The sequence below is a fragment of the Shewanella sp. MM_2022_3 genome (genome assembly GCF_022557375.1).
Classification (GTDB): domain Bacteria; phylum Pseudomonadota; class Gammaproteobacteria; order Enterobacterales; family Shewanellaceae; genus Shewanella; species Shewanella xiamenensis.
Genome location: NZ_JAKZGV010000011.1, coordinates 66,684 through 81,495, shown reverse-complemented (window position 1 = coordinate 81,495; position 14,812 = coordinate 66,684). Strand labels below are relative to the sequence as shown.

Sequence of the window (14,812 nt, the reverse complement as noted above, 5' to 3'; positions counted from 1 at the left end):
ATGATTTTTGTGGGGGTATTGTTATGACTGGTGATATAAGTGCAATCAAAACTCGGCTTGGCGCGACAATCTGTCGCAGCCTAAGTTGCATGGGCTCACATTAAGGTAAATATTGATAAATGAGTCACTTACAAATTAAGAATTGCAGAAGTATAAAAACTCACATGAAGGATAACCGCCGTTACAGCAGCCAAGGCTCGGCCAATCCAGAGGTTAATGTTAGCAATGGCGCGGGTTTATTAATCGCATAACCTTGAACATAATCCACTCCTAAGCTCTTTAATTTTAAACCAATTTCTGTCGATTCAACAAACTCGGCTACCACATCAAATCCCATATCTTGTCCGAGCTGACAGATGGCTTTGATGATTGCTTGATCCGCATCATCGTCACACAGATTGATAACAAACTGACCATCGATTTTGACGTAATCCACATTTAAACGTTTGAGATAAGCAAAACTTGAAAATCCCGCACCAAAGTCATCCAGCGCGAGCTGGCAATTTAATGGCCTAAGCACTTCAATCAATTTAGTTGCTTGATCTAATTGGCTTACGGCGGCGGTTTCGGTGATCTCAATGCAGAGTTTATCCACCAACTCAGGTTCAGTCATTAGCCGCATTTCAAGCCAATTCATAAACTCGCTATCACCCAAAGACGTCGCCGAAAGGTTGACGGATACCAGCCCCAATTGCTGCCAAATCGCTAAATGGCTACTCCCCCACTTCAGCAGATTATCAATGACCCACAAGTCTACTTTGGCGGCCAAGTTATAGCGCTCAGCGGCAGGTAGGAAAATTGCTGGCGAAACAATGTTGCCATTGGGCTGCACCATACGGAGCAGCACTTCTAAATGTAATCCTGGCTCTTCGCAATTTAGTGGTGCAATACTTTGAAAATAAAGCTCAAATTGATTTAACGCGAGGGCACTAACAATATCTACCGAGGCCATCATTTCAGTGTAAAGACGGGTCATTTTAGGATCTTTAGCACTGTATAAATGCCAGCCATTTCGCCCCTTATCTTTGGCGAGTCGACAGGCCGCATCAGCATGGCTCATCACGGTATAAATATCAGAGGCCGACCTATCGAACTTAGCTATCCCCATACTGACGCTGACATTGTGGCAGCGGTTTTCCCAGATAAATTCGTGAGTTGCTAACTGAGTACAAATCCGCTTAGCAATATGCTGCGCCGAATCCACATTGCAGTAATGCATTAAAATACCGAACTCATCACCACCAAGCCGAGCAACAATATCGCCCTTGCGCACCAGTTGTTTAAGCCGCAATGTTAACTGGCACAGTAACTTATCCCCCGCTTGATGACCGCTAACATTGTTGATCACTTGAAATTGATCGACATCGATAAAGGCAACACAGGTAGGCATATCATCTTTGCTATGCAGCAAATTATCGAGTAACGCCTCAAAGTGCAGCCGATTGGGCAATCCGGTAAGAGCATCGTAGTTAGCATGAAAAGAGAGCTCATCGGCCAGCCGATACTTTTCACTCACATCTTCGGCAATCATAACCAGGGTGTCCTTATCACCGTGGATCTGACTAAAACTGAGCCTTAACCACTCTAATTGATGCAGCGATTTAAGCGGCAATTCGCACCAAGCTTGTCCTAATACGCCTTCACGCACCATATGCAACGTATCGGAGAGCATCGCGTGCTCTTCATCGCGCACCATGCTGAATAAATCGTATCCATGCTGCACTGGCAAGGTTTGCAGCGCCACTTTATTCAGCATCGTCAGTTGATTTTGTTTATCCAGCAAAGCACAAGCCAAGGGCAATTGATTAAAGACTTCGCGATATTTGTTTTCACTCGCTAACATATCATGGGCGATACGAGTCAGCTCCATCGCCGAACCAATCATCACAGCCGCATGTTGAAACTCCTGAATAAACTCCTCGGTCCACTCACAGCATTCGGAGCAATTTACCGCCCCAAGGGCAATACGGGTTTCTCCAAATACGACGGGGGGTAACACCAGTAGACTTTTGACATCCCAATCCCGTAACAATGCCCGCTCCGCCTGAGCTTCTGGCGGTAATGTATTCACATCGGGTAGATTCAGCAGCTTGGGGTTTCTCACAAGGGAGCGAAAAAAAGGCATACGCGCAAGCGGCCAAACGCGAGTCTGCTGGCCCTGGCTAAATTGCGGTTTTAAATACAAATTACGGGTGCGTAAATGGTCGAGGGATAAACTCCCCGTTAGCACAAACACCCCATCACAGTGCAACTGAAGTGTAATCGCCTCTAATGCTCTATCAACATTTTGCTCTAGGGTTTCTAGCGGCGTTTCGCTAAAAATCGTCACTAATGCCTGTTGGAGTGAATTTGCTAAACCATCTGACATGAAAAGGGATTTCCTTACCTACAATTCCATTTAAGGTATTATTGCTACACTTCCCAGAAACAAATTCAAGTCATCGAAAGCCGATGATGAATAATGACCACGGGCCTTTCTGTATTACCAAACAAAAGCATAGCTTATGTTTGGCATTTGAGCAGGTAGCGGAGATAAAGAGTGTTACAACGACTATTTCTTGGATTCGCCCTTAATGAGACTCAACGCATGCCACTGCTGCAATTGCAGCAATGCTTAGCACAACAGTTAACGCCCCATGCAAAACCCGTAAGCAAAGCGAATTTTCATCTCACCCTCGCTTTTTTAGGCTTAGCCCATCAGTCTCAAAAGACGCAACTGCTCGAAGCCGTTGATAAACTGCATCGGCCACGATTTACTGTACAACTGGATAAGCTCGCCGTTTGGCCCAAGGCACAGGTATGTTGTTTAAAGGGAGATAGGGTTAGCCCGGCGTTGGCGTTACTGGCATCACAGGCGCAAGATTTAGCGCAGCAGTTGCAATTGCATCAGAGCGAACATCCATTTCGACCGCATATCAGCTTGTTTAGAAAAGCCAAGTCTTTGAGCACCTTTGATAACGAACTTCTCCTCAAGGATCTAGCGAATACACCAATAACTGAACTAACGCTCGCTCCCGAACAGCTTCATTTGTACCTTTCTTCAAGCGGTAATCGTGGGGTGGAATATCACATCTTACATTCTTGGCCGCTCGAACAGCCTGAATCCGCCCAATAAATAAGACGCCAGAAACAATCAGCCCGAGCATAGCCCGGGCTGATAAAGATAATAAAACACTAACGGGTTTAATCGAGCAAACGCAGTGTCTCACGGTAGGCGCGTTTTTGCTCATAGCTATGTAAACGCTGCTTAAATTCATCGGTTTTAGTCGCTTCAGCCGTCATCTTCAAAGCTGCAATCGCTTTTTGCTGCGTCGAAACGGCAGCGCCAAAATCGCCCACTTCCGCATAGGCCGCGGCCAAGTTGTCGAGATTAGTGGGATCGTTTTCGTTGACCTTAAGGAGCTGTAGAGATAACTGAAGCGCTTTATTGCCATCACGGTATTCGGCCTCAGGGCAAGTTGCGAGAATCCAAGCCACATTGCCAAGGGCAATATCATCGCCAACACGGGAAAATTGCTCTACCGCTTTACCGCAATTGCGCTTAACGCCATCACCACCCGAAGCGTAAATAAAGCCTAAACGGAACTGTGCCCAACGGTTACCTCGCTCGCCCATATCCTTATACCAACGCTCGGCAACAGCTAAGTCTCGTTTAATCAATTGGCCTTCAAAAGAGAGATCCGCCAAAGTTTGCTGCGCCTTTTCGTGTTGTTGCTCGGCGGCGAGAGTTATCCAGTGCAGTCCTGATGGCACTTCTTGCTGCACATAACGTCCAGAGAGAAACATCAGTCCCAGTAAAAATTGCGCATCGGCATCACCTTGTTCCGCCTGAACTTGAATATGCACAAATTTACTCGCCGCAATTTCATTTGCGGGCTGCGGGATAGAAAATGCGTATGCAGCAGAACTTAATCCAACGGATAAAGTCAATCCTGCACCGAAAACCCATTGTCTGTATTTCACGTGGTAACCTCTTCGAAAAACAACCGCGTCCCCAAGTTAGCCAGAATTAACCCCATAAGTCGAGTCTAAATAGGTTCAATTGACCTTAAATAAAGGGAAAAATCACCGCTGATTTTTAAATTGCTCGACTCACAATGTCAGGCCACTAAGGTTTACGATTATTTTACTCACAAAAAACCCTTAAAAGCCTTTATAAGATGTGATTAACTCTACAGAGTTAAGTGAATCCAGTGAGTTTGACACCGATTTAGTTGACTAATATCACTAAAGTAGCAAAATAAGCTCTAATTTTAGTTGGTTAATTGCATTTATTCACTCATTCTAAACTAAGATGTCCATCAAGTTTTTATGGGTGTAATTGACGTAAAATGCTTATTTAGAATATTCTTACTTTCGTTTTAATCAATCGAGGAACATCGACATGGCTCTGATTGGTAAGCCAAAACCGGACCCAACTTTGGAATGGTTTTTATCACACTGTCACATTCATAAGTATCCCGCTAAAAGCACCTTGATCCATGCTGGTGAAGACTCAGATACCCTTTATTACATCGTAAAAGGTTCTGTTGCGGTATTGATTAAAGATGAAGAAGGTAAGGAAATGATCCTATCTTATCTTAATCAAGGCGACTTTATCGGTGAGTTAGGATTGTTCGAAGAACAAGCTGAACGTACAGCCTGGGTTCGTGCAAAACAAGCATGTGAAATTGCTGAAATCTCTTACAAGAAGTTCAAGCAATTAATCCAAGTTAACCCCGAAATTCTGATGAAGCTTTCGGCTCAAATGGCATACCGCCTACAGAGCACTAGCCAGAAAGTCGGTAATTTAGCATTCCTCGATGTGGCAGGCCGTATTGCCCAAACATTGTTGCATTTAGCAAAACAACCTGATGCCATGACTCACCCAGACGGCATGCAAATTAAGATCACTCGCCAAGAAATTGGTCAGATCGTTGGTTGTTCCCGCGAAACTGTGGGTCGTATCTTAAAGATGCTTGAAGAACAAAATCTCATTCAAGCACACGGTAAAACCATTGTGGTATATGGCACCCGTTAAGTTAGACTTCAGCTTGATTTAAGCCTGTTTCATTAAAGTGGCCTAGCATAAAATCTAGGCCATTTTTTATTGGGGAGCATAAATGAAACGGCTGTTATTTATCTGTTTTTTCAGTCTGTTTACGCTGGTGCATCCAACAATAATTAACGCCGAACCGATTGAATTAGAACATTATCAAGCCAAGGCTTTAGTCAACTCTGGGCAAATTCTATCACTCAATGGCACCCTAGCCGTGGTCAATCAATTCTGCCAAGGTGAACTAATTGACGCACATCTCTATCAAGAAGATCATAAATGGCGCTATGATTTGCAAATCAAAGTGCAACGCGGCCAAATAGTGAATCTGAGTATTGATGCCACCAACGGTCAACTTGAACACTCCACCGCACTACCGAGCGAATGTCGAAAACATGAAACTGCTACTCGTTGAAGATAATCCGATGTTGGTCTCCGAACTGGAGAAACAACTCAAACAGGCTGGCTACGTTACCGATATTACTGACAAAGCGGTTGAAGCCGATTACCTCGTTAAAGAAACCCAATACGATTGCGTGATCTTAGATATTGGTCTCCCCGATGGCAATGGGCTGGAATTACTCGAAGGCTGGCGTAATCAAGGCATTAGCACTCCTGTTATTATGTTAACCGCCCGCAGCCAATGGCATGAAAAGGTCGAAGGTTTCAATGCCGGTGCCGATGATTATTTAGGAAAACCCTTCCACGCACAGGAGTTATTAGCGCGTATCCAAGCGCTTATTCATCGCGCCCATGGCCGTTTAAATAATTCCAGCAAGCAACTTAGCTATGGCGGCGTCACCTTAGATGAAGCCGAACAAACCGTCAGCGTTGGCGAGCATTTATATGAATTGACTGCCATGGAATTCAGGCTGTTAAAAATCTTCCTCATGTCACCTAAGAAGCTGTTATCTAAGGCTCAACTGACGGACAAGCTCTATCAGTTTGACGACGAGAAAGAGAGTAATGTGGTTGAAGTTTACGTGACTCATCTGCGCAAAAAACTCGGTAAAACTGCGATAGAAACCCGCCGCGGCCAAGGTTATATCTTCCACGGCGTGACTGCATGATCTCGATTCGCACTAAGCTCAGTTTATGGTTAACGGGCTTATTGGTATTAGGCACAGTGGTTGGACTCGTATTATTTGAGTCCATGCTGCGCCAAGCGTTTCACGACTCGATTATCAATCGCTTAGAAGAAGATTTAGAACACATTATGCTGGCAACCCATTTCAATAATGGGGAAATCCACATCGATCAGAGCCAACTGTCGAGCTTCTACCGCCCCGCCTATTCGGGGCGTTATTTCCAGCTAAACCTGCCCAATGAAGTGATCCGCTCCCGCTCCCTGTGGGATATGCAGCTCGATATCGAACCTTTAGCGCCAAACCAGACCCGTGTCTGGCAGGCAAAGGGACCTAAAAATAATGATATGCAGTTGTTATCTCTTGGATTAAATTCCAGCAGTGCCAATGTGACCGCTACGCTTACTGTCGCACAAGATTTGAGTATTGGTCGGCGGGTATTTAGTGAAGTCTACGGCACTAAGCTTGGGGTTAACCTCGCCATGTTAGTGGCCATGATCGCGGGTATATTCCTGATCCTGCGCCAATCCTTTAAACCCGTTAAACAGATCCAACATGCACTGTCACGCCTACAAGAAGGCGAGATTAACGCCTTAGAGCTGAATAACATTCCGCCCGAAGTGCAACCGCTGGCGAAGACCTACAACGAGTTATTGGAATACACCGCCAAGCAAATAGAACGTAGCCGCAATAACTTAGGCAACTTAAGCCATGGGCTCAAAACCCCACTGGCAGTGATGCAGCAACAGGTAGAAGCCTTGGGGCTAAAAGATCCCGATACCGCCATGGCGTTGCAACAGCAACTCGACGCTATCCATAAAATGGTCGAGCGTAAGCTTGCGGCGGCGCGGATCACCGGTGATATGTTACCTGCCGCCCAGTTAGTGGTGCCGAGGGATCTTCACAGCCTCGCCAATACCCTTAACAAAGTGCACAGAAGCAAAAACATCAACTGCGACTTTGAGCTCGATCCTAGTATCCAACGCCTGCCTATTCATAGGGAAGATGGTATGGAGCTCTTAGGGAATCTGCTCGATAACGCCTTTAAATGGGCGGGTAGCCAAGTCACGGTAAAACTGTGGAAGGCGCAAAACAAACTCTGCCTTAGCATCGATGATGATGGCCCAGGTGTTGCTGACGACGAACTCGATAAACTCACCCAAAGGGGCACGCGCCTTGATGAATCCGTCATGGGTCATGGCCTAGGGTTATCGATAGTGAAAGAAATTGCCGAGCAATATGGCATTGAACTTAAGTTTAAACACAGCAGCCACTTATCTGGCCTCAGTATTGAACTAGTCTTTGGCTAACGAGTGCTTAGCTAAGCGTGCTTAGCGAACATGTGTTGAGCTAACTATTGTTGTCCTAGCTATTTGCTCTAAGTGCCACCCATAAAAAACGCCATCAATTGATGGCGTTTTTGTTTGAGATTAAGTCAGCAACAACCTAATTCATTAGGCTTTTTTCGCGTTGGTGCTCTCAAAAATCTTATCGGCTGATGCGGCCACGAATCCCGTATACAGCTCACCATTCGCCTTTGGATAACGCAGGGCAAACTCATAAAAGCAGCTTGGGATCTCAACCGTTGCATCGCTAAATGCCACAGCGATTTTATCGGCCATAGTCGATGATTGCTCCAGTAACACCTCTGGTGAACCTTTGATTTCGCCACCTGAGCTATTGAGCACAAAGCCCGCTTGCTTAAGCGCCTCATTCACAGATTCTAATGTCTCGAAGCCCTCAAGGTGGTTGATAGAGACTGTAAAATGATTGGCGCGGTAGCCAAAGGCTGCGACCCAAGCCGCATATTCACTCTCTTCGAGCAGCGTCTCGTAGGTTTTAGCATCCAGCGTCCAATGACGACCCGAATAGATAAAGTTATCCGCTTTCGTCGCTTGCTCATCCACTTGGGCAATCAAGCCTTGGATAGTGCTTTGCAGTGATGGGCTAAACTCTTCCACCAATAGCTCAGAAATAAACACCTTAGGTTGAGTCGCATCTGGGTGCTCAAAATGCTTTGCCACCAGTTTTTTCTGTTCAAACTTATAGTCACCGCAGGCCACATAACCTAAAGAGGTAAAGTGCTCTGCTAATACGGCTAAATTCACCTTAGCGATGTTAAAAGTACGCAGGGCGATATGGTCGTTGATAATCGGCTTGCCGTGTCCAAGTAGCTCGTGCACCTTGGCCGCAGATGGGGTCATTTGAATATAGTCTTGCCAGAGGGCGGCAAATAACGCATTGATATCTGTGTGCATAAAAACTCCTTTTATTGTGCTGCGACTATAGTGAGTATTGTTTTGCCGCTCGCACTCAATGTAACGACCCTAGCCACTTGCTGCACAACGGCGCTCAGTAGCAGCCCAAGTAACGTTACTGCTTGTGATGAAAAAGGAAGAACCTAGGTTCTTCCTCAATGATGTCACTCTAAACTTAACCCTGGGCTTAAACTTGCGGGTAAGCTCACCGCATCCGCCTCAACGGAGGCAACGGGATAAGCACAGTAGTCGGCGGCATAAAATGCACTCGCCCTGTGGTTACCCGAAGCACCTACGCCACCAAAGGGCGCAGCACCCGAGGCACCAGTGATCTGCTTGTTCCAGTTCACAATCCCCGCACGAATGCGGGCAAGGAAATACTCATAATCATCACGGCTATCGGCCAAGATACCCGCAGATAAGCCATAACGGGTTTGGTTAGCCAGCTTAATCGCTTGGTCAAAATCGCTGTAGCGCACTAATTGCAGCAGTGGTCCAAAGTATTCCTCATCGGGTAACTCGCTCACCGCAGTGACATCGATAAGCCCGGGTGAGACTAAGCCTGTTCCAGCTTGCAGGTGAGTGAGTTCAACCAGTGACACGCCGCCTAAGTTCTGCAAGTTAGCCTGCGCCGCCACCATACCTTTCGCTGCGCCTTCGGAAATCATTGAGCCCATAAATGGTTGTGGCTGCGCGTTCCAAGGACCGACTTTAATCTGCTTCACCGCTTCAACCAGCTTGGCGACCAAGGCATCGCCCTGCTCGCCTTGCTCAACATAGAGCCTGCGGGCACAGGTACAACGCTGGCCTGATGAAATATAGGCCGATTGCAGAATATCGTGCACCGCCGCTTTAATATCGGCGACGCCTTTAATAATCAGCGGGTTATTACCGCCCATTTCTAAGGCGAGGATCTTACCCGGATGACCCGCATATTGCTGGTGCAACAGGTGACCAGTGCGAGAGCTACCAGTAAAGAATAGGCCGTCGAGTTGTGGGTGCGACGCCAGCGCTTTACCCGTATCGACTTCACCTTGGACTAAGTTGATTACACCCGCGGGCAGACCCGCTTTTTCCCAGAGAGAGACCATTAACTCGGCCACTTTAGGCGTCAATTCAGAGGGCTTAAACACCACGGTATTGCCCGCAAGCAATGCTGGCACTATATGACCATTGGGTAAATGCCCAGGGAAGTTATAGGGCCCAAACACAGCAACCACACCGTGAGGCTTATGGCGTAGCACGGCGCGCCCTGCTGGCGTGTCATTGGCTTCAGTGCCGGTGCGCTTGTTATAAGCCGTTGCCGACAGGCCAATCTTACCAATCATGGCAGCAACTTCTGTCGCCGTTTCCCACTGGGGTTTACCGGTTTCCTGAGCGATCGTTTCGGCTAATTCGGCTTTGTTCGCTTCGAGTTGGCTACGATAAGCTTCAACTATCTTTAGACGCGCATCAAAACCTAACATAAACCAATCGAACTGAGCTTCACGGGCGGCATCGACGGCAGCGTTGACTTGATCGGCTGTCGCCGTTTGGCCGCGCCAAATAATTTCGCCATTTGCTGGGTTGCTAGAGGTCACATCATGACCCTTGCCAGCGTGCCACTGGCCTTTAATAAAATGTGTCATTTGCTATTCCTACATTGCCAAAATACGGATTTGATCGCCTTTTGCGAGTAACAAACCTTCGGCGAGTTCTGGGCTAATTACCACCTGCTCAGCTTTATCATCAACGCAGAGATAAGCTGCGGTCGCTCTGTAATTGGCTAATTGAGTGTTAGAGATAATAAATTGCTTATCGGATTCTGGCATATCACCAATTTCGACCGTCAGTAGACGGCTTTCACGCACAGCACGAATATCGGTTAAACGGCACTCGACCGTTGGGCCACCATCGAAAATATCCACATAACCGCGGCATCTAAAACCTTCGGCCTGCAGCAAGCTTAGGGCCGGACGCGTATTAGTGTGTACTTCGCCGATCACTTTTTGCGCTTCTTCTGGCAGCAGGCAAACATACACAGGGTTACGGGGCATCATCTCCGCCATAAAGGCTTTTTTACCTAAGCCAGACAGGTAGTCAGCTTGAATAAAATCAATGCCTAAAAAGTTTTTTTGCAACCAACCATAGAAGGGAGAATGACCATCTGCATCACTCACACCACGCATTTCAGCAATCACAGTTTCGCCAAAGCGTTTGGCATGCTGCGCCAAAAACAGAAAACGGCTGCGGGATAACATGCGGCCATTATTCCCCTTACGATAAGGCTCCCGTAAAAACAGGGTACAAAGCTCAGCGGCGCCGGTGTAATCGTGACAAAGGGTTAAGGTTTCCACCTCGTTGCGAACTTCAATTTGCTCAGAATGGTACACCTCAGTTCCGAGGCGATAATGGTAGAAGGCATCTTCCATACCGACTGCGGCTTCAATCGCGCAGGTGCCGACCACTTCACGGGTCGCGGTATCCTCGAGCACCATTAAGTAACCTTCATCAAAGGGCTTATCGACAACTTTGGCAAAAGAGGCTTCAGCACGGGCAATTTTATGCCGAAGCAAATCGGCATTGACTGGCAATGAGGTAAAACCATGACCAGACTCTTCGGCAATTTGGTATAGAGATTCAAAGTCGCCAGCCCGAATAGGACGTATGATTAACATCTTAGTGTCTCCTCACTTAAGCTTGCAGTGCACCAATGCGCCTATCTTCAAAAGACAGGAATGATATCTGCAAGAATTCCCTGACAAAAAAGGAGTGCGAATAAAATTCAGCACTCCTTTGGTCCTTAGGCAGCGGCGATGCTCGCCACGGCACGTTCAAAACGTGCCAGACCTTCTGCAATATCTGCCTCAGGGATCACCAGTGAAGGTGCAAAACGAACTACGTTGGCCCCCGCCATCAGGCTCATTAAGCCTTCAGCAACAGATGCCACTAAAAAGTCACGTGAACGACCTTGATATTGTTCATTAAGAACCGCCCCTAACAGTAAGCCTTTACCGCGAACTTCAGAGAAAACGTGATATTTTTCATTAATTTTGTTCAAGCCATCGCGTAATAATTGCTCGCGATGTTTCACACCATTCAAGACTTCTGGCGTGTTAACCACATCTAATACCGCGTTGCCGATAGCACAAGCTAATGGATTACCACCATAGGTTGAACCGTGAGTCCCCACTTTTAGGTGCTCAGCAATTTCCGCAGTAGTCAGCATAGCTGCAATAGGGAAACCACCGCCAAGTGCTTTAGCCGTGGTAAGAATATCCGGCACTATGTCGGTGCCCATGTAAGCATAAAGTTCACCCGTACGGCCAACACCAGTTTGTACTTCGTCGAAAATCACCAGTGCATTGTGTTTATTAGCCAGTTCACGCACCGCTTTGAGGAACGCAGGATCAGCATTAATAATACCGCCCTCACCTTGCAGCGGCTCAAGCATGATGGCGCAGGTTTTATCCGATACGGCCGCTTCTAATGCCGCAACATCGTTATAAGGTAAGTGGGTAATGCTTTGCGGTTTTGGACCAAAACCATCGGAATAGGCCGCTTGACCACCAACGCTCACGGTGAAGAAAGTACGGCCGTGGAAGGCTTTATCGAAGGCGATGATTTCATCTTTCTCTACGCCGTATTTTTCTAAAGCATAACGACGGGCTAATTTCAGTGCCGCTTCGTTGGCTTCGGCGCCAGAGTTGGCAAAATAGACACGCTCAGCAAATGTGCTATTGACTAACTTAGTGGCCAGCTCGAGTGCAGGCTCGTTGGTCATGACGTTAGACAGATGCCATAATTTTTCGCCTTGGTTTTTTAAGGCATTCACTAAGGCAGGATGACAGTGACCTAAGCAATTTACCGCGATACCGCCAGCAAAATCGATAAATTCGTTACCCTCTTGATCCCATACACGGCTGCCTTCGCCACGTACTGGGATCACGGCAGCAGGCGCATAGTTAGGCACCATAACCGCATCAAACTGGGCACGATTCAACTTCATATCAACGCTCATTCTTCTTCATCCTTTGTTTAAATGTAACGGCATCGGGAGCCGTCTGAGTCCCCAACGTATCTTTATCTTGAGTTAGTGATACAGGGTATGCTTGTGTCTATTAATAGCCATTATTAGCGAAATTGTGATCAAAATACCAGTTTTTCACAAACAACATTCACCATGCTTAAGGCCAAAGTGCATAAAGATTGCAGTTTAAGAACTATACAAGCGTTTACGCCAGAGGCATTTAGCATATTTAGTCAGAAAAAAAGTTATTTACCTCTATTTTTGCTAGCTATTCACCGAATATGAATAACTACACAATTTTAACGAATCAGCTGTGAAAGCACAAAATCCGCAATTTGTTCCCTCGCCTCAAGCGCTTCGGGCAACAGATGGAACAGGGGAAAAACATGGGGCATGTTGTGATAAAAACGCGATTCTACCGCGCCACCACTGGCCTTAACTTGCATAACCAGTCGTTCTGAGTCCTGTAAAAGCAACTCACGCGTACCGGCAATCACTAAGAGTGGTGGCAAGTCTGCCAAGTTCCCCTGTAAAGGTGAAACCCGTTCTGACATAGGATTCGCCCCAGCAAGATACGCCCCGCGCAGCCGCAATAGCGACTCAATGGTAAAGAACGGATCATCCGCGCCTAAAATCAGCTCGGTATCGCCGGTAATCGCTAAATCCAGCGCGGGTGACAACAACACACAGGCTTTAGGCATGGGCAGATGGCGCTTTTTAAGTTCGAGCAACAGACTTAAGGCTAAATTACCGCCGGCAGAATCGCCCATCAGCACTAGGTTATCGCTCCCTTTCAACTCAATTAAGTGCAGGTATGCCTCGAGTACATCGTCACAGGGCGCGGGATACGGATGCTCCGGCGCTAAACGATAATCAGGGATAAACGTATCAAGGCGACAACGTTCGCTGATATCGGCCACCAGTCTTGCGTGGGCATGGGGAGTTTTAAAACAGAATCCGCCGCCACGAATGTAAAATAGATTGCCCAAACGCGGCGTGTCATCGAGCAGCACGTAATGCAGTAGTGTGGAATGTTGTAAGGGAATTGAGGCAGTAACGAGCTTTTCAGGCCATGGCAACCAGCGCTTATCCAGCTCTAATAAACGTTGCCGTACTTGGCTTAGGGGAAGTTTGGCTTTACCTCGGCTGATCGATGGCCGTGCCACATAGGATAAAATAGTATTTAATACAGAAGCTTGCCAGCTTGGCATTTTCCGTCCTCCACATCAGTGCCGCAATTGGACACCGATGGGAACGGCGTGCAGATTACAGCAGATCCAACTTCCGATAATTTTGTGCTTTTAGGCGCAGCACTTCCTGCTCGCTGAGCTCGTAATAATCGAACATTAAGCGTTTTTCCTGCGGCTCGATTTGGCGCATCTCTTCAAGCAACAGCACCTTAGCATAACAATTCGCCCGTGCCACTAATGCGGCCGGCATCGAGAGTTCGCGGTAAGTTAAGGTTTGGTCCAACTCTTTAAGCAATTGAGTTAATGGACTCTGTTCAAACTTAAGTAACTCTAATAGTTGCCAATTAAGCTTATGTCCATGGGCTAACACTTGCTCAAAAACCACTTTAGCAGGGAATTCGGTGGCAATTACAGCATCGTACACTTCTTTATCTCGACTCGAGCTTGCCTCACGGATCCAATTGCCCCAAGTTTTATCAAATAAACGCGCACTAAGACTCAGCACGACTGAAGTGCCCAACTGATTCATTAATGCACCACTATAGACGAGTGCTGAGTCAGTATTATGAAGCTGCGCTAACGCATTCGCTGCTATTCCGCTGACAATGCTATAGCGCCACAACTTGCGGGTGGTCCAGAGTAACTTAGCGTTGCCACTGGGCAGCCAATTACGCAGGCAAAAATAAGGAATAATAGTGCGCAGGTTTTCGATGCCAATGTAATTCATCACTAATTTGATATCGGTGACGCGTACATCGGAACTCTGCGGGCGGCGCGCCCGAAATGCAGGACTATTAACCATATTGGTTAAATCGCGGCATAACCAGCTTAAATTGCTGATTAAAGGTCTTAATCTTGTGGCATCAAGATTTTTAGCCAGCAGTAATTCAAGTAACAGGAGTTGCGATTCGTTAATATCCGACTTGGCTAGCACTAACTCAGGGGAAGCTAATTGATGCTCAATAGCATTATTCACGGTCTCAATGAGTTGCTTTGAAATGGCCTCAAATACTTCTCGAGCTTGAATTTGTTTAAGTAGCCGTGACAGTATAGCCTCTCGCTCTACATCGAGTTTATTAGCATCAGCCTCAAGCTCTTGGTCTAAATCATCCAATAGAGTAGGACTGGCTTTTTGTTTACCGAGAATAAGTTGCTGATAGAGCCTATGTTCTATCTCTAAAATTTTGCCAGGTCTGACGCCGCCCGCTACCGATATCGCCACAGTTTACCTTTCC

The 14,812-nt window shown here is 46.9% G+C and carries 13 protein-coding genes; 5 read left to right on the top strand and 8 right to left on the bottom strand.

The features are described from left to right. Nucleotides 1-181 precede the first annotated feature (181 nt). On the bottom strand, nt 182-2,368 hold the full coding sequence (locus tag MMG82_RS08925) for an EAL domain-containing protein (protein ID WP_241406762.1): 2,187 nt from the start codon (nt 2,366-2,368) through the stop codon (nt 182-184). 171 nt (nt 2,369-2,539) lie between these two features. Between MMG82_RS08925 and thpR the strand changes: the two genes are divergently transcribed. Beyond that, nucleotides 2,540-3,115: an RNA 2',3'-cyclic phosphodiesterase gene (thpR, locus tag MMG82_RS08920; RefSeq protein ID WP_218737483.1), complete on the top strand. Its 576-nt coding sequence runs from the start codon at nt 2,540-2,542 to the stop codon at nt 3,113-3,115. A 68-nt stretch (nt 3,116-3,183) separates the two neighbouring features. Here thpR and MMG82_RS08915 read toward each other — a convergent pair whose 3' ends face one another. Further along, on the bottom strand, nt 3,184-3,963 hold the full coding sequence (locus tag MMG82_RS08915) for a tetratricopeptide repeat protein (protein ID WP_037414147.1): 780 nt from the start codon (nt 3,961-3,963) through the stop codon (nt 3,184-3,186). A 421-nt stretch (nt 3,964-4,384) separates the two neighbouring features. On the opposite strand from MMG82_RS08915, the gene crp reads away from it, so the two are divergent. The 4 genes from crp (at nt 4,385) to MMG82_RS08895 (ending at nt 7,430) form a co-directional block, all read left to right on the top strand. Beyond that, nucleotides 4,385-5,020: a cAMP-activated global transcriptional regulator CRP gene (crp, locus tag MMG82_RS08910; RefSeq protein WP_011070954.1), complete on the top strand. Its 636-nt coding sequence runs from the start codon at nt 4,385-4,387 to the stop codon at nt 5,018-5,020. Between the two features lie 82 nt (nt 5,021-5,102). Then, nucleotides 5,103-5,450, top strand: coding sequence for a hypothetical protein (locus tag MMG82_RS08905; RefSeq protein WP_037414150.1), 348 nt, complete (start codon nt 5,103-5,105; stop codon nt 5,448-5,450). Next, nucleotides 5,431-6,105 (top strand): response regulator transcription factor, encoded by a 675-nt coding sequence (locus MMG82_RS08900; RefSeq protein WP_037414152.1) that lies wholly within the window; start codon nt 5,431-5,433, stop codon nt 6,103-6,105. The genes MMG82_RS08905 and MMG82_RS08900 overlap by 20 nt, the downstream gene beginning before the upstream one ends. After that, on the top strand, nt 6,102-7,430 hold the full coding sequence (locus MMG82_RS08895; RefSeq protein WP_037427010.1) for an ATP-binding protein: 1,329 nt from the start codon (nt 6,102-6,104) through the stop codon (nt 7,428-7,430). Before MMG82_RS08900 ends, MMG82_RS08895 begins: the two co-directional genes overlap by 4 nt. Before the next feature lie 144 nt (nt 7,431-7,574). On the opposite strand, the gene MMG82_RS08890 is transcribed toward MMG82_RS08895, so the two are convergent. From MMG82_RS08890 to MMG82_RS08865, 6 genes are all read right to left on the bottom strand, one after another. Continuing rightward, the gene (locus MMG82_RS08890; protein WP_037427007.1) at nt 7,575-8,378 is read right to left on the bottom strand and encodes a DUF1338 domain-containing protein; all 804 of its coding nucleotides are present in this window, start codon (nt 8,376-8,378) and stop codon (nt 7,575-7,577) included. Between the two features lie 164 nt (nt 8,379-8,542). Further along, nucleotides 8,543-10,006 carry a succinylglutamate-semialdehyde dehydrogenase gene (gene astD / locus MMG82_RS08885; protein ID WP_088586172.1) on the bottom strand — a complete coding sequence of 488 codons (1,464 nt, stop codon included), beginning with the start codon at nt 10,004-10,006 and terminating at the stop codon, nt 8,543-8,545. Between the two features lie 9 nt (nt 10,007-10,015). Continuing rightward, nucleotides 10,016-11,035 carry an arginine N-succinyltransferase gene (astA, locus tag MMG82_RS08880; protein ID WP_037414161.1) on the bottom strand — a complete coding sequence of 340 codons (1,020 nt, stop codon included), beginning with the start codon at nt 11,033-11,035 and terminating at the stop codon, nt 10,016-10,018. Nucleotides 11,036-11,160: 125 nt separating this feature from the next. Continuing rightward, nucleotides 11,161-12,378: an aspartate aminotransferase family protein gene (locus MMG82_RS08875; RefSeq protein WP_088586173.1), complete on the bottom strand. Its 1,218-nt coding sequence runs from the start codon at nt 12,376-12,378 to the stop codon at nt 11,161-11,163. A 308-nt stretch (nt 12,379-12,686) separates the two neighbouring features. Next, on the bottom strand, nt 12,687-13,598 hold the full coding sequence (locus tag MMG82_RS08870) for an alpha/beta hydrolase (RefSeq protein WP_037427002.1): 912 nt from the start codon (nt 13,596-13,598) through the stop codon (nt 12,687-12,689). Nucleotides 13,599-13,653: 55 nt separating this feature from the next. Next, nucleotides 13,654-14,799: an HDOD domain-containing protein gene (locus MMG82_RS08865; protein ID WP_241406761.1), complete on the bottom strand. Its 1,146-nt coding sequence runs from the start codon at nt 14,797-14,799 to the stop codon at nt 13,654-13,656. Nucleotides 14,800-14,812: the final 13 nt, after the last annotated feature.